Source organism: Streptomyces sp. P9-A4, from assembly GCF_036634195.1.
Classification (GTDB): domain Bacteria; phylum Actinomycetota; class Actinomycetes; order Streptomycetales; family Streptomycetaceae; genus Streptomyces.
Map to the genome: position 1 here is coordinate 1,588,780 of NZ_JAZIFY010000001.1, position 21,138 is coordinate 1,609,917.

The following is a 21,138-nucleotide window of genomic DNA, read 5'->3' on the forward strand; positions in this document are numbered from 1 at the left end:
GACGCCGTACGGGGGTGGAGCCGGGGCCCACCCCCGGAGGCGCGCTCCGCGTCGATCTGCTCGCGCAGGGTGGCTGTCGCGCGGTGCGGGGGCCAGGGGGCTCCGAGGAAGGTCTTGTCGAGGTGGACGTGGCCGTCGACGAGGGCGGGCAGCAGGAGCGCGCCGCCGAGGTGGAGGGCTCCGGGCGGGGTGGAGGCTTCCCCGGGACCGGATTCCGCCGGCCGCGCCCTCGCCCGGCCCGGCAACTTCCGCGCGAAAGGGTCTGCGAAGATCGGAAGAGCACGAGCCCGCTCCGCCCGACCGCCTCCCTCACCTCATCCACCTCCGTTGTCTCTCCCGCCCCGACTGGAGCCGCCCCCGTGACCGTCCAGCGCCCCGCCGTCCGCGGCACCGCCACCGGGGACACCCATGTGTCCCTGCGGGAGCGGGTCTACATGGAGCTGCGCGAGCGGATCATCGAGGCGGAGTACCCGGCCGGCATGCGGCTCGTGGAGCGGGAGATCGCCGACGAGCTGCGGGTCTCGCGGGTGCCGGTGCGCGAGGCGATGCAGCGCCTGGAGTCGGAGGGCTTCCTGTCGGTGCAGCCGCGCCGGGGTTCGGTGGTGGCGGACTTCGGCCCGGAGGACGCCGAGTACCTCTTCGACGTACGGGAGAACCTGGAGGGCCTGGCCGCCCGGCTGGCCGCCCGGCACGCGGACCCCGCCCGGCTGCGGGACCTGGAGCGGCTGCTGGCGCGGGCCAGGAAGGCGGCGGAGTCCGGGCGGCTCCGCGAGGCCGTCTCCCTCAACGCCGACTTCCACCGCCGGATCGTCGAGCTCTCCGGCAACCCGCTCCTGGCGGACCTGATGGCCCCGCTCGACTCCCGGCTGCGCCGCCTCTTCCGGCTCACCTCGGCGCAGTCGGACGGCGAGCCGATGTGCGGGGCCCACGAGCGGCTCTACGAGGCCGTCCGCGACGGCGACGAGGACACCGCGGAGACACTGGCCCGCGCCCATGTCGCCGACACCCGTGCCTCGGCCGCCCGCCTGCTGGCGGCCCTGAGGGACGCGCCGGACGAGGACGGGCACCCGCCCGGCGGGCGGTGAGTGGTCGACCAGCGTTCTTCCGGTCGGCCAGCCTTCTCTCGCGGCTCGTTCAGGCCCGGCGCGACGCGGTCGTCACGGCTTCAGCTTTTCGGCCTCCCGGATTTCGTGGAGGTGGATGAGAATGTCGAAGGACTTGGCGATCGCGATGTCGCGGGGCTTCTCGGGGAACTGCGTGCCGATGTTGAGCGTGGGCCGGGCGACGTTCAGCCAGGCGCGCGCGGCGGCCGGCGCCTTGCGGACATCGAGGTAGAAGTCCCGGTAGCCGACCTGGTCGAGGGTGTGCTCATTCCTGCCGGGCTCGGGGGTGCCCACGGTGAACTTCTTCCAGTCGCCGCCGAGGGCGGCGTCCTTCGACAGGAACGAACCCTGGTTGAAGGTGAAGCCCACAGGCAGGTAGTTCTTGCCCATGAGGTCGCGCAGGAACGAGCCCTGCGTCTTGGAGTACAGCTCGGGATTGTCGGAGACGTAGCCGACGTGGTTGTTGTGCGCCGACACCAGGACCTTGTCGCCGGTGTGCTTCTGCCACCACGTGACGTTCTGGGCCATCACCTCGTCGCGGAAGCGTTGAAGGCTGTTCAGGGACTCCCGGTCGCCGGGGTTCAAGGTGAAGAACTTGGCGGTCTGGGCGACTGAGCGGGCGTTCTGCTCGGCCCAGTCGAAGGCGTCTCCACCGGAGCCCCGGTGACTACTGACCAGTTCCAGCGCCTGCTGCGCCTTGACGGCGAGCTGCTGTCGCTCCGCCAGCGGCTTGGCCAGGTAGGCGAAGGCGTCGTCGATGGGCCGCAGACCGGCGTAGAGCTCGTTGAGCCGCGGCAGCGCCTCGGGGCGGTTCTTCTCCACATAGCCGGTGACCCGTTCGAAGAACGCGTCGTTCAGCGAGGGAGCGCCGATGTCGTCGCCCATGAAGTGCACGGGACGGTCGGGGTGGCTGCGGTTGTAGTCGCGCATCCACTCGATGAGACTCACGAACTCTTCGCGTTCCCAAGGAGAGTTGGCCAGAGTTTGTGCGGCGATCTCGCGGGCATCGCCCTTGCCGGTCTGGAGGTAGTCGTCGATCTGGAGTCCCGCGGACCAGCTCAGCTCCAGGGCGAAGGTGGTGAAGCCCTTCTTCTCGACGAGGTGGCGGAAGACCCGCTCCTTCATCGTGAAGAACTCGTGGGAGCCGTGGGTGGCCTCGCCGAGGCCGACCACCTCGGCGTCACCGATCATCGCCGACAGGGCTCGCAGGTCGGCCGTGTCTCCGCCGGGCTCGGTCGCACGCAGCGGATGAGCGGCCCGCTCCAGTAGGTGTACGGGGCCCTGCTTCCCGCTGACCGCGGGGACCTCGTCGGCGGTGGCCGCCTTGACCGCCACGGGAGCAAGGACCGCCCCCGCCACGATCGCCACCGCCGCGAGGAGCCGCGGGCGGTTGATCCGCTTCTTGTGCGTAGCCATCTGGTCGTGCCTTTCGATCGACTTGCGTCTGGGTTCTTGGGAAATGAAGGACCGGGGTCGGTCACGTTCGCGCTGCTCGCTCGCGCGGGAGCGCGAAGGCGGCGGTCAGTTCGTGCCGACGCGGTCGTACGCGACCGCGGCGGAACCCGTCTCGTCGGCCCGCCGTCCGGGCTCGTACGACAGGGGCCGCCTCGCGGTGCGGCGCGGCGGGACGGGCCACCACAGCGAGCGGCCGAGCAGCGCGGCGAGCGCCGGGACCAGCGCGACGGACAGAACGAACGCCGACAGCAGGATGCCGAGGGCGGTCGCGAAGCCGATCTGCTGGGTGGACGGAGCGGGGTTCACCGCGAGGCCGCCGAAGGAACCGGCCAGCACCAGTCCGGCGGTGGCCACGGCCGGCGCCGTGTGCCGTACGGCGCGGGCCACCGCCGCGCGGGCCGGTCCCGGGCGCTCCATCTCCTCCCTGATGCGGTCGCTCATCAGGATGTTGTAGTCCGTGCCCAGGGCGACGACGAACAGGAAGAGCACCAGCGGCAGGGTGAAGGCGACGCCCGCTTCGCCGCGCGCGTGCTGGAACACCAGGGCGGAGGCGCCGAGCGTGGCGGCGAAGCCGAGCCCGACGGAGACCATGAGTACCACCGGCGCCAGGACGCTGCGCAGCAGGACGAGCAGGATCAGCGCGATGAGCGCGGCGGCCACGGGAAGGACCAGCTTCAGGTCCTCGGAGACAGCGGTGGAGATGTCAGCGAAGATCGCCGCCGTGCCGCCGACGTGCGCCTCGGCGCCCGTGGGCATGTGCGCTGCGACGGTTGCCCGCACCGGACCGGACACCAGGTCGCGTGCCTTCTGGCTCTGAGGGTCGACGGTCAGGTGGAGGCCGATCCGGGCGGCATCGCCCGCCTTGTCGTATTCGACCGGAGTCACCTGGCCCACGCCCTGTGTGCGGCCGAGCGCCCTGACCAGGGTGTCGACGCCGTGCCGGTCGAGGGCACCGCCGTCGCCGCTGGTGACGTAGACCTCGGTGGGGTCGGAAACCCCTGCGGGCAGGGCGCGGGAGATCTCCGCGGCGGTGGCCGCGGCCGATGTGCCCGAGCCGCCGCTGCCGTTGCTGTAGTCCATCTTCATGCCGGCCATCCCGGCGGCCAGCGCACCGAGCAGTACGATCGCGCCGACCGTGACGGCGAGCGGTCGCCGCGCGACGGTGTCGCCGAAGCGTCCGGCCGAACCCTCGCGCGGCGCGTGCTTCAGGGTGCGGGAGGGCCAGAACATCCTGCGGCCGGCGACCGCCAGCAGGGCGGGCATGAGGGTCAGACCGGCCAGCAGCATCACCATGACGGAGACCGCGACGGCCGGGCCGAGCACCCGGAACTGCCCGAAGGCGGCGAGACCGAGGGTGGCGAAGGCGGCGACGATGGTGAGTGCCGCCGAGGTGATCGCGGAGCCCACCCGCCCCGTCACCTCACCCGCGATCTCGCGGGCGCCACGCTCGGGCTGTGCGCGCAACCGCTCACGGAAGCGGAACAGGAAGAAAAGGAAGTAGTCGATCCCGATGCCCAGCAGCACCACGCTGATCAGCTGCGGCGTGCTCGGGTCCAGTTTGATCCCGGTGAGCAGCGCCGCGCCGGCCACCGCACCCACGGCGGCCCCGCCGACGAGGCTGACCGCCAGCAGCGGCAGGAGAGCCGCCAGGGCGCTGCGGAACACCAGCACGTTCAGCAGCACGATCAGACCGATGGTGAGTGCCCCGGCCACTGTGCTCGTGGTCTTCTCCGCATCGTGGGTGTCGGCGAGGTCGGCCAGACCACCGGTGAATCCGGTGCGCAGTCCGCCCTGCTCGTACATACCGGAAGCGGTATTGCGGAACTCTTTGAATAGATTCTGCAGGCCGGGGTCGGTCGAATTACCGGAAAGACTGACGGAAAAGAGAATGAAAGTGCGGTGGGGCGCCACAGTGCCGGGCGCCACCTTCGGCGTCTGGGAATGGTCCTTCGCCAGGAAATCAGGGGCGTCCTCGGACTTCGGCATGGTCACCCGCCGTTTGCCGAGAGCTGCCGCAACTGCCTCCGCACGTTGCTGGTCAGCCGCGCCGAGCGGCTTTCCGTCGGCCCGTTTCACCAGCATGGTCACCGTATTGGCGTCCGGCTTGATCCCGAACTTGTCCTCGGCGACCTTCAGCGCCACCGCCGAGTCGTACGTGTCCGGCAGGAAGTCACCGAGCTGACTCTCGGTGACCCGGTACATCAGCGCCTGACCCACCACGCCCAGCCCCATTCCCAGCAGCACCCAGAAGGTGATGACTTTCCATGGATTCCTCGTGGAGAATCCGGTCAGGGCGCGAATCACGGGAACTTCCGTTCGTAGGCGATCTCGGACAGTGCCCTTACAGCACATCACCGGAATTCACACAGATCGTCGGAGTGCGGGACGAGAAGCCGTACGGGGCCCTGGACCTGTCCGTCCACCCGACCGGGACCCTGGTCCTGGTCCGATCTCGGCCCTGAGGCGGAGCCGGGGCCGCGGCGGGCGGGGACAATGGCAGGAGCCGGCTACCGGTGCCGGGCGGGACGTCCGGCACCACAGCGGAGAACAGCGAGGAAGGAGGCCGACATGGCGACGCGTCGCAGCGCTCCGCCCGCGCGCCGGGAACTGCGCGGGCGCCTCTTCCCGCCGGACGCCGACACGTTCCCGTGGACCCGCAACGACGCCCTGCCGGCCGTCGGCGCGGCCGTCGTGGACCTCATCGGATATACCGCGTTTTCGCAGGTCAATGGCGTCCCCGTGTCAGCCGCCGGCATCCTGCTGGTGACCGTCTCCGCGCTGCCGCTGCTCATGAGGCGCCGTTTTCCGCTCACCGTCATGACCGTCAGCCTGGTGCTCGTCGCGCTGCTGAATCTGACGACATCCCTCAGCCATCACTTCGGCGCCACCCTCGCGGTCGCCCTCTACTCGGCCGCCCGGACCGGCCGTCCGTGGGCGACGGCCGCCCTGACGACCGGGGCGATCGGCGTCACCCTGCTCACTCCGGATCTCGCCGCCCCGCGCGGATACCTGAACGTGACCAGTGCCTGCCTCTCCGCCTGCCTCATCGCCGCCACCGGCCTCGCGGTCAACCGCTGGCAGCAGGAGACGGAGGCCAACCGCCGGCTCCTCGCCGACCGGGCGGTGGCCGAGGAACGGCGCCGCATCGCCAGGGAGCTGCACGACATCGTCGCCCACCGCATCACCACCATGCAGCTGATGGCGGGCGGCGCCCGCGCCAACCTCGGCCACGACCCGGGTGTCGCCCGCGAGGCCCTGGTCACCTTGGAGGAGTCGGGGCGGCTGGCCCTGCGCGAGATGCGGCAGCTCCTCGACGTCCTGCGGGCCGACGAGGACACGGCGACCGACCGGCACGGGACCCCGGAGGCCCCGCAGCCCGGCCTGGCCGACCTCGACCGGCTGATCAAGGAATCTCGGCAGGCCGGACAGCCCACCGAGCTGGCCGTGGACGGCGAGCCCGGACGACTGCCCCCGGTGGTCGGTCTCACTCTCTACCGGATCGTCCAGGAGGCACTGACCAACGCCCGTAAGCATGCGGGGCCCCACGTCCCGGTGAAGGTCCGCCTCACCTGTCTGCCCGAGCGCGTCCGGGTATCCGTCACCGATCAGGGCGTGACGGACGCGGCGGAGTCTCCTCCGGCCCCCGGCATCACGTACGGCGCTGGATACGGTCTGGTCGGCATGCGCGAACGGGTCGCCCTGCACGGCGGCGCACTGGAGGCCGGTCCGCTGCCCGAGGCCGGCTTCCGGGTCGTGGCGAGCCTGCCGCTGGAAGCTCCGACGGGCCAGGACGAGGAGGACTGACCGGTGATCGGGACAGAAGCCGGGAACGAGGCCGTGGGCGAGCGGACGATCCGGGTACTGATCGCGGACGACCAGCCGCTTGTGCGGCGCGGACTGGCCCTGATCCTCGGCCCCTCTCCGGCCATCACCGTGGTTGCCGAGGCCGAGAACGGCGAGCAGGCCCTTGCGCTCGCCCGGGAGCACCGTCCCGACGTCGTCGTGATGGACATCCGGATGCCCGTCCTCGACGGGGTGGCCGCCACCGAGCGACTGGCTCGCGACCTTCCCGAGTGCCGGGTGCTCGCCCTCAGCACCTTCGACATGGACGAGTACGTGGTCGCCGCCCTGCGCGCCGGCGCGTACGGCTTCCTGCCCAAGGACAGCTCGCCCGAGGACCTCGTGGCCGCGATCCGCACCGTCCGTCGGGGCGAGGCCGCCGTCGCGCCCCGTCTGCTGACCCGACTGATCTCCGCCTATGTCAGGAACGAACAGGCGGCGGCCCCGAACCGCCGACGGGCCGCCGCACCAAGCACCCCCGATCTCACCCCGCGCGAGGTGGAGGTCTGGCGCCTGGTGGCTACCGGCCTGGACAACAACCAGATCGCACGCGCCATGGAGATCAGCGTCTCCACCGTCAAGAACTACATCACCAGCATCTTCGACAAACTCGGCGTCCGTGACCGGGCGCAGGCTGTGATCGCGGCCTACGAGTCGGGCCTGGTGGCGGCCCGGCAGGCCGCTGACCCGGGCTGAACCGAGCCGTTCGGCCGGGACGACGACCTGCCGGGCCGTCCGTTGCCGAGCGGGCCGCCGCCGACCCGACGGCCTCCCCGGCCGAACGCCTCCTCACCCGACCTCCTGCCCGAGCTTCCGCAGGGCCGTGCGGACCGCCGACAGGTCTCCCTCCGAGGCCAGCCCGGCGTGGTAGAGCCGTAGTTCCGTCGCGCCCGCCGCGCGGGCCGTATCGGCGTCCTCGGCCAGCCGGCCGGGGGCACCGCCCATGCCGGTGACGACGGACAGGTTCGCGGCGAGGACGGTGTCCGGGCCCGCGTGGGCCGCGAAGTCCGCGACCCGGGGCGGCCGGGCGACCACCCCGTCCGCGAGGCCCAGGACGTGTGCCGGGTCGGTGCCGGTGTCGGCGCCGCAGCGGTACGGGTCGGGGTCGGCGTGCAGCAGGACCCGGAAGCCGGGCGGGGCGGCGGCCCGTACGGCGGCCACCGCGGCCTCCTGGAAGGTACGGGCGGTCCCGGCGCGCCAGGCCAGGGCCGGGGCCTCCAGGGCGCCGAGTCCGCCCGCGGGGCCCGTTCCGGCCCATACGGGTGCCAGGGCGGCCCGCACGGCGGCGGCCAGCTCCTCGGGGTCGGCGCCCCCGGCCCCGTACCCCTCCCGGCAGGAGGGGCAGAAGCAGAGCGACATCAGGAGCTGCTCGCGCTCGCCCAGGGCGACGCCGCCGGTCTTGTCGTGGGCGTGGAGATGGGCGAGGCCGTACCAGCCGCAGGACTCCAGTTCGGTGCCGGCCGCGCCGGGCCGTACGGCGGCCTCGGCGGCCAGGCCGACGAGCAGTTCGCGGACCTCGGGGCGGCCGACACAGGGCGCCCAGGGGTAGCGGTCGCCGTAGGCGTTGACGACGGAGGTGTCCGGATGCTCGGCGCCGAGGCGGGAGTTGTGGGCGAGGACGACCCAGCTGTGCACTTCGAGGCCCGTGCCGGCGAGCGCGTCGGCGGCCCGCCCGAAGGCGTCGCCGGGGGCCCACTCCCCCGCCGGGTAAGGGCGCAGCCGACGGCCCGCCCAGCGGTCCGGGTCCGGCGGGTAGAGCACGGCGGCGTGTTCGGCGGTGACGACCCGGTGGGCCGGGTGGCGGGGGGTGAGGGCGCGGGTGGAGTGGTAGGCGGCTGCGAGGGTGACCTGCGCGAGGCCGAGCCCGGCGAGGAGTCCGGGGGCCTCGGGGTCTCCGTCGATGTCCCAGGGGTAGACGAAGGCTCCGGTCCTCACGCTCCGGCCTCCTTGAGGAGGGCGCGGGCGCGCTCGACGAGCAGGGCGAGTTCCTCGACGTGTTCGGGGGCGGGTTCGCTCAGTGGCGGCCGTACCTCTCCCACCTCCAGGCCTCCCCGCCGTACCGCCGCCTTGACGAGCGAGACGGCGTATCCCCTGCCCCGGTCGCGGAGTTCGACCAGGGGCCGGTAGAAGACGTCGACGAGCAGGTTCACGGTGGTGTCGTCGCCGGCGGCGAGGGCGCGGTGATAGGCGAGGGCGATGTCGGGGGCGAAGCAGAAGACGGCGGAGGAGTAGAGGGAGACACCGATGCCCCGGTAGGCGGCGCCGGTGAGTTCGGCGGTCGGCAGGCCGTTGAAGTACAGGAGGTCGAGGCCTTCGGCGCGGACGGCGCTGACGATCCGCTGCATGAGGCCGAGGTCGCCCAGGCCGTCCTTGATGCCGATGACGCCGTCGGTGCGGGCGAGGGCGACGGCGGTGGCGGGGGTGAGGACCGCGTTGTCGCGCTGGTAGACGATGACGTCGAGCGAGGTGGCGGCGGCGAGTTCGGTGTAGTGGCGGAGCAGTCCGGCCTGGTCGGCGACGACGAGGTACGGGGGCATGGCGAGGAGTCCGTCGGCGCCGGCCTCCTCGGCGAGGCGGGCGTACCGGATCGCGAGCGCGGTGCCGTATCCGGCGCCGGCGACGACGGGGACGCGGCCCTCGGCCGCCTCGACGGCGGCGGCGACGCAGTCCCGGAACTCCTCGGGGGTGAGGGCGTGGAACTCTCCGGTGCCGCAGCAGGCGAAGACGGCGGCGGCGCCCGCGTCCACGCCCGCGCGTACATGGGCGCGGAGGACGTCGAGGTCGACGGAGCCGTCGGGCGCGAAGGCGGTGACGGGGAAGAACAGCAGGCCGTCGAGCCGGCCGGCGAGCGGGGCAGTGGTCACGGGCGCTCCCAGGGAAGTCCGTCGTGCACAGCCGCTGTGCACAATTCTGACTGTCGTCCATATTCTTGAACGATTCCGTCACGCACGCTAGATCAGCCCGGAACAGGGGTCAAGGAGAGAACCCGTCGCACGGCCGACCCTTGACGCTCCGTCGGACCGCTCCCTAGCGTGTCCACGGTTGTGAATGCCACTCAACGGAGGAGATGCGTTCCCATGTCCGTCCCCCGCACCGTCCTGCTCACCGGCGCCGCCGGGGGCGTCGGCACGCTGATGCGGGAGCTGCTGCCCCCGTACGGCTACGAGCTCCGCCTCCTGGACGTCGCCCCCGTGCCGGGGGCGACGGACGCGATCGTGGCCGACCTCGCGGACCGCGCGGCGCTGCGCGAGGCGGTCCGGGGCGTCGACGCGATCGTGCATCTCGCGGGCATCTCCCTGGAGTCGACCTTCGACAAGATCATGGCCGCCAACATCGCGGGGACGTACAACCTGTACGAGGCCGCGCGCGAGGAGGGCGTGCGGCGCGTGGTCCTCGCCTCCAGCAACCACGCCGTCGGCTTCACCCGGCGGCCCCGCGAGGGCGAGCCGCTCGTCCCGGTCGACACCCCGCACCGCCCCGACACCTTCTACGGCCTCTCCAAGTGCTTCGGGGAGGATCTGGCGCAGCTCTACTGGGACCTGCACGGCATCGAGACCGTCTCGGTCCGCATCGGCTCCTGCTTCCCGGAGCCCACCTCGGTCCGGATGCTGTCGCTGTGGCTCAGCCCCGCCGACTGCGCCCGGCTGCTGCACGCCACCCTCACCGCCGAGGACGTGGCCCACACGGTGGTGTACGGCTCCTCCGCCAACACGCGCGCGTGGTGGGACCTCTCCACGGCGCGGGCGCTCGGCTTCGACCCGCAGGACGACTCGGAGCCGTACGCGGAGAAGGTCGTCGCGGAGAAGGGCTTCCCCCCGGAGGGCAGCGCCGACGACCTCTACCTGGGCGGCCACTTCTGCGTGACGCCGCCTCAGTGGCCGCACTGATCCGCGGCGGACCACCGCGGTGACCGCACCCGACGGTGCGGAAGTACACAGGACCCGGCCGGACTGATACGGGGGAGCCGGCCGGGGCCCGGGTCGCGGGTGCGGCTGGCGCACCGGACCTGCTCACCGTAGGCCCGGACGAAGATCATCGCGAGCCGCGGAACGCGACACCTGTCCGGAATGCGCGGTGGGTTGGCTCAAAGAAGCACACCCGCCGTGCGTGCCCCCGGCTTCGGCTCCGCTCAGCGGGACGCGCGCAGGGTGCAGGACGGCGACTCGCCGAACTTCTCCCGGTAGCGGGCAGCGAAGCGCCCCTGGTGGGCGAAGCCCCAGCGCCAGGCGACCTCGCTCACGCTCACCCCGTCCGGCGCCGCCGCCCGCAGCTCCTCGCGGACCCGGTCGAGGCGGACCTCGCGGACGTACGCCATCGGGGACATCCCCACGTACTCCCGGAACGACTCCTGGAGGCGGCGCACGCTCACCCGGGCCAGGACGGCGAGTTCGGTGGTCGTGAACGGGTGCTCGGGGCGCTCCCGCACCGCGTCCATCACGCGTTTGACCGGGGCCGGGCGCCGCGGCTCCCCCGGGTGGGCCAGCGCCTCGCGCCAGGGGTGCTCGGCGGCCAGCAGCAGCCCGTTGAGCAGCGCCTCCTGGAGGGGCGCGGCCACCAGCTCGTGCCGGGCGAGGCCGTTCCCCGCGAGCGCCTCGGCCGCGACCTGGCGGGCGAAGCGCACCCAGCTGAGACCGGGCCCGCGCGTGATGTCCAGGACGGGGCCCAGGATCAGCGGGCCCCGGGGCGGCCGGCCGATCAGCCGCTCCAGCCGGTCGCGCAGGGCGGCCGCCCCGATCTTCACCGCGAGGGTCCGGCAGTCCCCGCTCCAGCAGTCGAGGAAGGTGTCACCGGCCGGGTCGAGCAGCACGGCCTCGCCGGGCGTCGCGACGAGCGGGGAGCCGCCCTGGCGCATCTCCATCGTGCCGCTGAACGGCGCGTTCAGGTGGTACGCGCCCAGCTCCCCGAAGCTCATCCGCACATCGGCCCCGCAGCTCAGGTCGCCGATCACCAGCGGACCGAGCGCGACGGTGTCGAAGCGGGCCACGAAGGGGCGCCGCTCGCGGTCGACGACGTCCATGCGGTTCGCGTAGTAGCGGGCGTCCAGCTCGCCGCGCGCCTCGTCCACGTCCCGTGTCCGGAAACAGCTCCCACCTACCGGGTCCACCGCGCCCACACCGCCCCCTGCCCCCACCGGTACCACCGGCCCCTCCACCCCCACTGCACCCATGGGTCGAAAGAATATTCATATGACGGATCTGACCGGGAACGGCAGGATGCCCGGCATGCCACGACCTCATGGATTCACGTACGAGCGGCGCCGGGACGGCTCCGTCGCCCTCACCCACCTGGGGCGGCCCGCCGGCGTGCTGCGCGGCGGACGCGCCGAGAAGTTCCTCGCGGAGGTCGAGTCGGGGGACGCCCAGCTGATCATGGCCCGCTGGACGGGCTCGTACCGCTTCGGCAACGAGCGGCAGGCGAGGAACCACCCGCGCAACCAGGGCGGCCGGTGACCGAGGCCATCCCGGCCGCCGACAGCCGTTCGAGGATGGCCGGTAATCAAGGTGGCCGAACCGGAGGAGGGTAAGGGAACGGCAAAGGCGCCCGGCTCGTTACCCCAGGCATGACCGCTATGACCCCCGGCTCGAACATCCCTCTCACCGTCGCACGCGTGGCGGTGGACGTCGCCGCCCCGGTGCGGCTCGACGTCTCGGGCCTGCTGCTCGGCGCCAACGGCAAGGTGCGCTCGGACGACGACTTCATCTTCTACAACCAGCCGTCCGGCCCCGGCGTCACCTACCGCTCCGGCGGCGGCGCCGCCCCCGACGCGATCCTGGTCGACACCGGCGCCGTCCCGGCCGGCGTCGAGAGGATCGTCGTCACCGCGAGCCCGGACGCCGCGGGCCAGACCTTCCAGGGCATCGAGCCCACGGCCACCGTGCGCAACGCCGACGACGGCACCGTCCTCGCCACCTTCACCCCGCCGCAGCTCTCCACCGAGACCGCGCTCGTCGTCGTCGAGATCTATCTGCGCAACGGCGCGTGGAAGGCCCGCGCCGTCGGCCAGGGCTATGCGAACGGGCTGGCCGGCATCGCCACGGACTTCGGCGTCTCGGTGGACGAGGAGCCCGCCGCCACCCCGGCCGCGCCCGTCGCCCCGGCCGCGCCCGTCGCCCCGCCCGCCCCGGTCGCGCCCCCGGCCCCGCCGCTCGCCCCTCCGGTGCCGCCCGTCGATCCCCGGATCGTCGCCGCCACGCCGCCGCCCGCTCCCCCGGCCGCCGCCCCCGCCCCGGTCTCCACCGGCAAGATCAACCTCGACAAGGGCCGCGTCAGCCTCCAGAAGAACCAGACGGTGTCCCTGGTCAAAGGCGGCCGTCCGCTGCTCTCCCAGGTCAAGATGGGCCTCGGCTGGGAGCCCGCGTACCGGGGCAAGGACATCGACCTGGACGCCTCCGTCATCGCGTACGGCCCGCAGCGCAACCACCAGGACAGCTGCTACTTCGGCAAGCTGTCCATCCTCAACGGCTCGGTGAAGCACTCCGGCGACAACCTCACCGGCGAGGGCGCGGGCGACGACGAGGTGATCGTCGTCGACCTCGGCCGGCTGCCGGCCGACACCACCGGTCTGGTCTTCACGGTCAACTCCTTCTCCGGCCAGAAGTTCACCGAGGTCGCCAAGGCCTACTGCCGGCTGATCGACGCGGCGACGGGCGAGGAGCTGGTCCGCTTCGACCTGACCACCGCCGAGCCGCAGACCGGCGTGATGATGGCCAAGCTGATCAAGCAGTTCTCCGGCGAGTGGGAGATGACGGCGATGGGCGAGTTCGTGAAGTCCCGGACCGTCCGGGGCATGGTGAAGCCGGCCGCCCAGGCACTCTGAGCGACCGGACACGGTGGAGCCGGCCGCCCAGGCACTCTGAGCGACCGGCTCCCGCGGCCCTACGAGAACAGGGCGCTGTAGGCGTTGAGGGCGGGCTGGCCGCCGAGGTGGGCGTAGAGCACGGTCGAGTCCCGGCCGATCTCTCCCCGGTCCACCAGGTCGACCAGACCCGCCATCGACTTCCCCTCGTACACCGGGTCGGTGACCATGCCCTCGGTGCGGGCGGCCAGCCGCATCGCGTCGAGGGTCGTCTCGTCCGGGAGGCCGTACACCCCGGCGTGGTAGCGCTCGTCCAGCTCGACGTCGGCCGCCGTCACCGGGCGCTCCACCCCGATCAGGGCGGCGGTGTCCCGGGCGATCCGGGTGATCTGCTCGTGCGTCGGGCCGGGCTTCGCGGAGGCGTCGATGCCGAGGATCCGGCGGGCCGGCCCGCCCTCCTCGGCCAGCGCGGCGAAGCCCGCGACCATACCGGCCTGGGTGGAGCCGGTCACCGAGCAGACGACGATCGTGTCGAAGAGGACACCGAGCTCGCGCTCCTGCTCCGCCACCTCGTACGCCCAGTTCGCGAAGCCGAGACCGCCGAGCCGGTGGTCGGAGGCGCCGGCCGGGATCGCGTACGGCTTGCCGCCGCCCTCCTCGACCTCCCGCAGCGCCTGCTCCCAGCTCTCCTTGAAGCCGATGCCGAAGCCGGCCTTCACCAGCCGTACATCGGCGCCCGCGAGGCGGCTGATCAGGATGTTGCCGACCTTGTCGTAGACGGAGTCCGGCCAGTCCACCCAGCTCTCCTGGACCAGGACGCACTTGAGTCCGGCGCGGGCGGCGACGGCGGCGACCTGACGGGTGTGGTTGGACTGGACCCCGCCGATCGAGACGAGGGTGTCGCAGCCCTGCGCGAGGGCGTCCGCCACCAGGTACTCCAGCTTGCGGGTCTTGTTCCCGCCGTACGCGACACCGGAGTTGCAGTCCTCGCGCTTGGCCCACAGGGTGGCGCCGCCGAGGTGGTGGGTGAGCCGTTCGAGGGGGTGGACGGGCGAGGGCCCGAAGAGGAGCGGGTAGCGTTCGAAATCGGTGATCGGCAAAGCGGCTCCCGGTGAGTGACGGCTGCTGGTCGACGTTCCAGGACGCGCTACGGCGCGGGGGGTTCGGCGGACCGCCCGCCCGGCGCCGGGATGCCCGTGACCTCGGCGACCTCGATGGCGTCGTCCGCGAGCTGTTCGAGGGCGGCCCATATCTCCGTGGTGACCCGTACCGCCTCCGCCGGGTCCCCCGCCTCGCACGCGCCGATGAGCCGGGCGTGCAGCTCGGCCGAGCCGCAGCTTCCGGCGTCGCCGAAGAGCCGCCGCTCGACGCGGCGGATCAGGGGGGTGTAACGCGCGATGGTGGCGGCGACGGCGTGGTTGCCGCTGGCGACGACGAGCACCTGGTGCAGTGCGTCGTCGGCGGCGAGGGCGGCCTCCACGTCGGAGGCGCGGACGGCCTGCGCGAAGCGCTCGTTGGCCTCGCGCATGGCCCGGATGCCCTCGGGTCCCAGCAGCGGGACGCCGGTCCTCGCGGCGAGTTCGTGCATCACCCGCACCACCGAGGCGGCGTCCCTGACGACCCGGCTGACCGGCCGGGTGACCCGGGTGTAGCTCTGCGGCTTGGACTCGACGAGCCCCTCGTCGCCGAGCCGGGCCAGGGCCTCGCGCACGGGTGCGCGCGAGAGCCCGAGCCGTTCGGCGAGGTCGGCGTCCTTGAGCGGGGCGCCGGGGGCGAGGTCGCCGCGCACGATGGCCTCGCGCAGCGCCTCGTACGCCCGGTCACGCAACAGGGTCCGGCCCACGGGCCGTAGTGCGTCCATGGGCTGACATGTTAGATGTCAGCCCATGGATCCGACCAGGGGTCAGCGGCGGGGCTGACGGCGCCAGGGGCCGGTGATCGCGACCATGATGCCCGGGGTCTGGATGTTGGCGAACAGCGTGTCGCCGTCGGGCGAGAAGGTCACACCGGTGAACTCGCTGTCGTTCAGGTCGTTGCGGGCGATCGGGTAGGTGCGGCCCGAGTCGGTCGCGCCGAAGAGGTGCTGGACGCCCTCGCCGTCCTCGGCGATGACGAGCCCGCCGTACGGGGAGACGGTGATGTTGTCGGGGCCGTCGAAGGCGCCGTCCGCGTCCGGGTTCGCGTTCACACCGAGCAGCACCTTGAGGGTGAGCGTGCGGCGCTTCGGGTCGTAGAACCAGACCTGGCCGTCGTGCGCGGCGCCGGGGCTCTCCTCACGGGCGTACGAGGAGACGAAGTAGGTGCCGCCGTCGGCCCACCACATGCCCTCCAGCTTGCGGGCGCGGGTGACCTGGCCGGCCGCGAACTGCTTGCGGACGGGGGTGGTGCGGCCGTCGCGGTCGGGGACGTCGACCCAGTCGACGCCGTAGACGGTGCCGATCCGGGTCGCCCGGGAGAGGTCGTCCACGAAGACCCCGGAGGAGTCGATGCACTTGAAGGCCTGGAGCACACCGGCGTCGTCGGCGAGGGTACGGAGCTTCCCGCGGCCGTGCTCGAAGCCCTGCGGCGGCACCCAGCGGAAGAGCAGCCCGTTGGGGCCGGAGGCGTCCTCGGTGAGGTAGGCGTGGCCGCGCTTGGGGTCGATGACGACGGCCTCGTGGGCGTAGCGGCCGAAGGCCTTGACGGGCTTCGGGGCGCGGTTGGCGCGGCGGTCGCGCGGGTCGACCTCGAAGATGTAGCCGTGGTCCTTGGTCATCCCGTTCTTGCCGGCCAGGTCCTCGGTCTCCTCGCCGGTCAGCCAGGTGCCCCAGGAGGTGCGGCCGCCCGCGCAGTTGGTGGAGGTGCCGGCGAGGCCGACCCACTCGGCGACGGTGCCGTCGCGGTGCACCTCGACGACCGTGCAGCCACCGGCCGCGGCGGGGTCGTAGACGAGGCCCTCGGTCAGCGGGACGGGGTGCTCCCACTTGTCGCGGGTGCCCTTGAGCTCGTGGTTGTTGACCAGGTACGTGGTGCCGCGCGGGCCGTCGAAGGCGGCGGTGCCGTCGTGGTTGGAGGGCGTGAACTCGCCGGACTCCAGGCGGGTCACACCGCTGTGGGTGACGACGCGGTAGGAGAACCCGGCCGGCAGGGCCAGCATGCCCTCGGGGTCGGCGACGAGCGCGCCGTACCCGAGGCCGTGGTCGTGTCCGTGGCCGTGCCCATGGCCGTGGTCGTGCCCGGAGCCGTACACCTCGGGCTCGTCGGAGGCGAGCGCCTCGGGCGCGGTGGCGAGAGCCCCCACGACACCGGTGAGGGCGAGCCCCGCACCGGCGACGGCGGACTGCTTGGTGAACTCTCTGCGGTTGAGGGGCATGGTGTGGCGTTCTCCCTGTGGTGGCCGGATCTCGCGGGCCACCCTCCCGTGCCACCACGAACACCGTCTGAACACCACGGGAACACCGCTGGGCGCGACGCGACGGGCGGGGGCGCGACGCGACGGACGGGGGCGGGGGCGGGCGCGGCGCGGCCCGGGGGTCCCGGGCGCCGGACCGCGAGGCCGGGGGTCCCGGCCACCGGGCCGGACCGCCGTCCGCCGCCCGGAAAGGCCCGGCCCGTCAGCCCCGGCCCACCGTCCCTCCTACCCTCAGCCCCTCGACCGCGACCGCGCCTTGAACGCCGCCTTGCGGGCTTCCTTCGCCACCGTCTTGTTCCGGTGCAGGCGGCCCATCGCCTCCAGGACCTCCCCCGTCGCCGGGTGCTCCACCCGCCACGCCGCCTCGAAGAAGCCGCTGTGGCGGCCCGTCAGACCCTCGATCAGCTCCTGGAGCTCCTCCAGGTCGCCGTCCGCGTCGAGCTGCGCCGCGATCGTGTCGATCGCCAGCCAGAAGATCATCGACTCCTGCGGCGCGGGCACGTCCGCCGCGCCGCGCTCGGCGAGCCAGACGCGCGCCAGGCCGCCGAGTTCCGCGTCGTCCAGGACCTCCCGTACGGCGGGCTCCGCCTCGGGGCCGACCAGGGACAGGGTCTGCTGGCAGTGGAGGCGGCGGAGCGGCGAGCCGGCGTCCGTGCCGCGCGCGGCGCGCAGCAGTTCCCGGGCGGCGCCGAGCGCGTCGCGCCCGGACAGCCAGCCGGCGGTCTCCTCGCGGGCCGCGGCCTCCGGGTAGCCGGCGATCCCGTCGAGGAGGGCGTCGGCGCCCTTGTCCGCGAGGTCGCCGACGGCGGGCGCGTCCACACCGGCCTCCATCATCCGGGCCCGGACGCCGTAGAGGCCGAGGGGGGTGAGCCGGACCATGCCGTAGCGGGTGACGTCCTCGTCGTCGACGGGCGGCGCGGGCTCCTCGCCCTCCTCGGCCATCAGGGCCTCGTCGACGGGGTGGTAGTCCACGAGGCCGATCGGTTCGAGCAGCCGGAACTGCTCGTCGAGCCGCATCATCGCGTCGGAGACCTGCTCAAGGACGTCGTCGGTGGGTTCGCCCATGTCGTCGGGGACGACCATCGACGCGGCGAGCGCGGGCAGCGGGACGGGGCCGTCGCCGGGGCCGGCGTCGCTGACGGTCAGGAGGTAGAGGTTGCCGAGGACGCCCTCCAGGAACTCGGCCTCCGCCTCGGGGTCCCAGTCGAGCGCCTCGATGTCGATCTCGCCGTCCTCGCCGACGATCGCGTCGAGGTCGTCGATGACGGGGGCGACGGCGTCGCCGAAGACCGCGTCGAAGCCGTCCAGCCAGAGCGCGAGGACGTCCTGCGGCGAACCGCCGGTGACGAGCGCGAGGTTCTCGCCGGGCGCGGCCCGGCCCGCGGTGTCGCCGTCCTCGTCCCCGGTCCCCTCGGTGCCGTCCTGGACGTCCACCAGGCCGGTGTCGACCGCGAGCCGCCAGGCGTCGCCCGCCCACAGCTCGCCGTCCTCGTCCTCGGTGAGGCCCAGCAGCTCGACGGCCTCGGGGAGCTGCTCGTCGACGAGTTCGCCGCCCGCGTCGACCCGGGTGTCGGGTCCGGCCCAGCGGGCGAGCCGCACCGCGTGCGCGAGGAGGGGGGCGGCCAGGGCGTCCCGCGCCAGCTCCGCGTCCGCACGCAGCCGAACGGGGGGAAGGGTGGGGTGCTCCGCTGACATCTGGGGGGTCTCCTCGACGCGTGCGTGGGTGAAGGGTGATGGGGGCTCGGAGAAGGCTCGAAGCGCGGCTCTCAGCGTAGACGCATCCGGGAGGGCGTCCGGCGGTTCACGCGTCCGTCAGCCTTCGTACACCCGTCGACTCTTGACAAGTCCACCGCTCTGCCAAGAGATTGACGCGCGTAGATTCATCTGCCCTTCCTCCAAGCACCCTCGGAGTCCCCTGATGCCTTCGTCCATACCGGGATCTGCCCGCCGCACCCTCGCACGGTCCGCCGCGGTCTCCGCCGTGGTCGCCTCCGCCCTCGCCGCCGGTCTGCTCGCCGGTTCGTCGAGCGCCGCCGCCGACGACGCCGCGGCCGGTGTCCGCATCCACGACATCCAGGGCACGACCCGCGTCTCCCCGCTCGTCGGCAAGCAGGTCACGGGCGTCACGGGCATCGTGACCGGCGTCCGTACCTACGGCTCGCGCGGCTTCTGGATCCAGGACCCCGAGGCGGACGCGAACCCGGCCACCAGCGAGGGCGTCTTCGTCTTCACCAGCTCCGTCCCGACGGTCGCCGTGGGCGACGCGGTCAGCCTGAACGGCACGGTCACCGAGTACGTCCCGGGCGGCCTGAACTCCGGCAACCAGTCGCTGACCCAGATCTCGAAGCCGGTCGTGACCGTGCTGTCGAAGGGCAACCCGGTCCCGGCCCCGGTGACCATCTCCGCCTGGTCCGTGCCCGACGCGTACGCCCCCGGGGGCGACCCGGCCGCCGGCGGCTCGGTCAACGGCCTGGCCCTCGACCCGGAGACGTACGCCCTGGACTACTACGAGTCCCTGGAGGGCACCAACGTCCGCGTCGACTCCTCGCGGATCGTCGGCGCCACCGACGCGTACGCGGAGCTGTGGGTGACGGTGAAGCCCTGGGAGAACCGCAACCTGCGCGGCGGCACGGTCTACGGCTCGTACGAGTCCCAGAACACGGGCCGGCTCCAGATCCAGTCGCTGACCCCGCTCGCCCAGCAGCCCTTCCCCAAGGCCGACGTCGGCGACCGGCTGACCGGCACCACCGAGGGCCCCCTCGACTTCAACCAGTTCGGCGGCTACACGCTGACCGCCCGCACCCTGGGCACGGTCGTCGACGCGGGCCTGGAGCGCGAGACCACGGACAAGCAGCACAAGAACGAGCTGGCCGTGGCCACGTACAACGTGGAGAACCTCGACCCGAGCGACCCGCAGGAGAAGTTCGACGCGCTCGCGAAGGCGGTCGTCGAGAACCTCGCCTCGCCCGACATCCTCGCCCTGGAGGAGATCCAGGACAACACCGGCGCCAAGAACGACGGCACGGTCGCCGCCGATCTGACGGTGAAGAAGTTCACGGACGCGATCGTGGCGGCCGGCGGCCCGGCGTACGAGTGGCGCTCGGTCGACCCGCAGAACAACAAGGACGGCGGCGAGCCCGGCGGCAATATCCGTCAGGTCTTCCTCTTCAACCCCGAGCGGGTCTCCTTCACGGACCGCGCGGGCGGCGACGCGACCACCGGCACCGCCGTGACGGGCAGCAAGGGCCGCGCCGCCCTGACCCTCTCCCCCGGCCGCGTCGACCCGGCGAACACCGCCTGGGAGAGCAGCCGCAAGCCGCTCGCGGGCGAGTTCGTCTTCCGCGGCCGTACGGTCTTCGTCATCGCCAACCACTTCGGCTCGAAGGGCGGCGACGAGTCCATCGTCTCGCACCACCAGCCGCCGAACCGTTCCTCCGAGGCGAAGCGCCTGCAGCAGGCGCAGGCGGTCAACGCCTTCGTGAAGGACATCGTCGCGGTCGAGAAGCAGGCCGACGTCCTCGTCGTCGGTGACATCAACGACTTCGAGTTCTCCGGCACGACGCAGGCGCTGACCGACGGCGGCGCGCTGTACCCGGCCGTGAAGTCGCTGCCGCGCAGCGAGCGCTACTCGTACGTCTACCAGGGCAACAGCCAGGTCCTCGACCAGATCCTGACCAGCCCGGGTGTGCACCACTTCGAGTACGACAGCGTGCACATCAACGCCGAGTTCGCCGACCAGGACAGCGACCACGACCCGCAGGTCCTGCGCTTCCGCCCGTAGTTCCCTGAGCCGGAGGTCCGGTCACACGCCCGCGCTCAGGCTGAGCGCGGGCGTGTACCGCCGCACCCGGCTGCCGGCGAGCCCGGGGTGGTGGAGCACCCGCCCCCACGCCTCGCTCAGCGGGGCGTACTCCGCCTGCCACTCGATGTGGGCCTGCTCGCTCTCCCACTCGGCGAGGTTCAGCACGCGGGTGCCGTCGGTGGACAGATGGAAGTGCGCGCCGATCCCGCCGCGCGCCGGCCGCTTCCCCGCGTCGTCGCCCATGGCCGTGAACACAGCCTCCACCCAGGCCTCCTGGCGCCCGGCGTCCGGTCCGTCGAAGTCGACCTCGACGACCGCGACGGCCCCGGGCACTGCCCCGGCGCTCTCCTCGCTGAGGACGGCGGAGCGGTACGGCGGCGCGTAGCGGTGGAGCACCACCCGCTCGACGCCGGGGACGGCCGCGTCGATCTCGGCGTTCCGCTCGTCGCGGTGGGTCCGGACGAAGTCCTCGTACGCCTGCTCGCCGGTCCACTGCGAGTAGTGCATCAGCGCGTCGCCGTCCGTCCCGATGTACACGGTGTACGAGAGCAGCCCCAGATCCGGCCATTCCCGGCTCTCCCAGGCCTGGCGGATCGCCTCGACTGCGGCCCGCTGGCGCTCGGGGGTGCCGACCCGCCAGGTACTGGCCAGGACGGCGCCGACTCCGGGGCGGTGCAGGTCGGGGCGGGCGTCGGGGTGCGCGACGGCGTTCATGGGGAGTCTCCTTCGGTCCGGTGTGCGGTGCGGATGA

At 72.6% G+C, this 21,138-nt stretch carries 17 protein-coding genes; 7 read left to right on the top strand and 10 right to left on the bottom strand.

What is annotated here, in order from left to right:
* Positions 1-359 precede the first annotated feature (359 nt).
* On the top strand, positions 360-1,085 hold the full coding sequence (locus V4Y03_RS07130; RefSeq protein WP_332434372.1) for a GntR family transcriptional regulator: 726 nt from the start codon (positions 360-362) through the stop codon (positions 1,083-1,085).
* 72 nt (positions 1,086-1,157) lie between these two features.
* Here the strand turns inward: V4Y03_RS07130 and V4Y03_RS07135 are convergent, their stop codons facing one another.
* Entirely contained in the window at positions 1,158-2,519 is a 1,362-nt protein-coding gene (locus V4Y03_RS07135) for an erythromycin esterase family protein (protein ID WP_332434373.1), read from the bottom strand.
* A 105-nt stretch (positions 2,520-2,624) separates the two neighbouring features.
* Positions 2,625-4,862 (bottom strand): MMPL family transporter, encoded by a 2,238-nt coding sequence (locus tag V4Y03_RS07140; RefSeq protein WP_332434374.1) that lies wholly within the window; start codon positions 4,860-4,862, stop codon positions 2,625-2,627.
* 264 nt (positions 4,863-5,126) lie between these two features.
* On the opposite strand from V4Y03_RS07140, the gene V4Y03_RS07145 reads away from it, so the two are divergent.
* Both V4Y03_RS07145 and V4Y03_RS07150 read left to right on the top strand, forming a co-directional pair.
* Positions 5,127-6,362: a sensor histidine kinase gene (locus tag V4Y03_RS07145; RefSeq protein WP_332434375.1), complete on the top strand. Its 1,236-nt coding sequence runs from the start codon at positions 5,127-5,129 to the stop codon at positions 6,360-6,362.
* Between the two features lie 3 nt (positions 6,363-6,365).
* Complete coding sequence (locus tag V4Y03_RS07150) at positions 6,366-7,094, top strand: response regulator transcription factor (protein WP_332434376.1); 729 nt, start codon at positions 6,366-6,368, stop codon at positions 7,092-7,094.
* 93 nt (positions 7,095-7,187) lie between these two features.
* On the opposite strand, the gene V4Y03_RS07155 is transcribed toward V4Y03_RS07150, so the two are convergent.
* Together V4Y03_RS07155 and V4Y03_RS07160 are read right to left on the bottom strand one after the other, a co-directional pair.
* Complete coding sequence (locus V4Y03_RS07155; RefSeq protein WP_332434377.1) at positions 7,188-8,333, bottom strand: hypothetical protein; 1,146 nt, start codon at positions 8,331-8,333, stop codon at positions 7,188-7,190.
* The gene (locus V4Y03_RS07160; protein WP_317878714.1) at positions 8,330-9,262 is read right to left on the bottom strand and encodes a 5-dehydro-4-deoxyglucarate dehydratase; all 933 of its coding nucleotides are present in this window, start codon (positions 9,260-9,262) and stop codon (positions 8,330-8,332) included. The genes V4Y03_RS07155 and V4Y03_RS07160 overlap by 4 nt, the downstream gene beginning before the upstream one ends.
* A 213-nt stretch (positions 9,263-9,475) precedes the next feature.
* Here V4Y03_RS07160 and V4Y03_RS07165 point away from each other — a divergent pair, with 213 nt between their 5' ends.
* Complete coding sequence (locus V4Y03_RS07165; protein WP_332434378.1) at positions 9,476-10,285, top strand: NAD-dependent epimerase/dehydratase family protein; 810 nt, start codon at positions 9,476-9,478, stop codon at positions 10,283-10,285.
* A 242-nt stretch (positions 10,286-10,527) separates the two neighbouring features.
* Here V4Y03_RS07165 and V4Y03_RS07170 read toward each other — a convergent pair whose 3' ends face one another.
* On the bottom strand, positions 10,528-11,463 hold the full coding sequence (locus V4Y03_RS07170) for an AraC family transcriptional regulator (RefSeq protein WP_332434379.1): 936 nt from the start codon (positions 11,461-11,463) through the stop codon (positions 10,528-10,530).
* A 157-nt stretch (positions 11,464-11,620) separates the two neighbouring features.
* On the opposite strand from V4Y03_RS07170, the gene V4Y03_RS07175 reads away from it, so the two are divergent.
* Together V4Y03_RS07175 and V4Y03_RS07180 are read left to right on the top strand one after the other, a co-directional pair.
* Complete coding sequence (locus tag V4Y03_RS07175; protein ID WP_317879075.1) at positions 11,621-11,848, top strand: hypothetical protein; 228 nt, start codon at positions 11,621-11,623, stop codon at positions 11,846-11,848.
* A gap of 110 nt (positions 11,849-11,958) precedes the next feature.
* The gene (locus tag V4Y03_RS07180) at positions 11,959-13,215 is read left to right on the top strand and encodes a TerD family protein (RefSeq protein ID WP_332434380.1); all 1,257 of its coding nucleotides are present in this window, start codon (positions 11,959-11,961) and stop codon (positions 13,213-13,215) included.
* Between the two features lie 59 nt (positions 13,216-13,274).
* Here the strand turns inward: V4Y03_RS07180 and V4Y03_RS07185 are convergent, their stop codons facing one another.
* From V4Y03_RS07185 to V4Y03_RS07200, 4 genes are all read right to left on the bottom strand, one after another.
* Complete coding sequence (locus V4Y03_RS07185) at positions 13,275-14,294, bottom strand: 1-aminocyclopropane-1-carboxylate deaminase (protein ID WP_317878368.1); 1,020 nt, start codon at positions 14,292-14,294, stop codon at positions 13,275-13,277.
* Positions 14,295-14,341: 47 nt separating this feature from the next.
* Entirely contained in the window at positions 14,342-15,055 is a 714-nt protein-coding gene (locus tag V4Y03_RS07190; RefSeq protein ID WP_317878369.1) for a GntR family transcriptional regulator, read from the bottom strand.
* Positions 15,056-15,097: 42 nt separating this feature from the next.
* Entirely contained in the window at positions 15,098-16,546 is a 1,449-nt protein-coding gene (locus tag V4Y03_RS07195) for an alkaline phosphatase PhoX (protein ID WP_332434381.1), read from the bottom strand.
* Between the two features lie 270 nt (positions 16,547-16,816).
* The gene (locus tag V4Y03_RS07200; RefSeq protein ID WP_332434382.1) at positions 16,817-18,280 is read right to left on the bottom strand and encodes a hypothetical protein; all 1,464 of its coding nucleotides are present in this window, start codon (positions 18,278-18,280) and stop codon (positions 16,817-16,819) included.
* A gap of 223 nt (positions 18,281-18,503) precedes the next feature.
* On the opposite strand from V4Y03_RS07200, the gene V4Y03_RS07205 reads away from it, so the two are divergent.
* Complete coding sequence (locus V4Y03_RS07205; protein ID WP_332434383.1) at positions 18,504-20,366, top strand: endonuclease/exonuclease/phosphatase family protein; 1,863 nt, start codon at positions 18,504-18,506, stop codon at positions 20,364-20,366.
* 21 nt (positions 20,367-20,387) lie between these two features.
* Here the strand turns inward: V4Y03_RS07205 and V4Y03_RS07210 are convergent, their stop codons facing one another.
* Entirely contained in the window at positions 20,388-21,101 is a 714-nt protein-coding gene (locus V4Y03_RS07210; RefSeq protein WP_317873203.1) for an antibiotic biosynthesis monooxygenase, read from the bottom strand.
* Positions 21,102-21,138 lie beyond the last annotated feature (37 nt).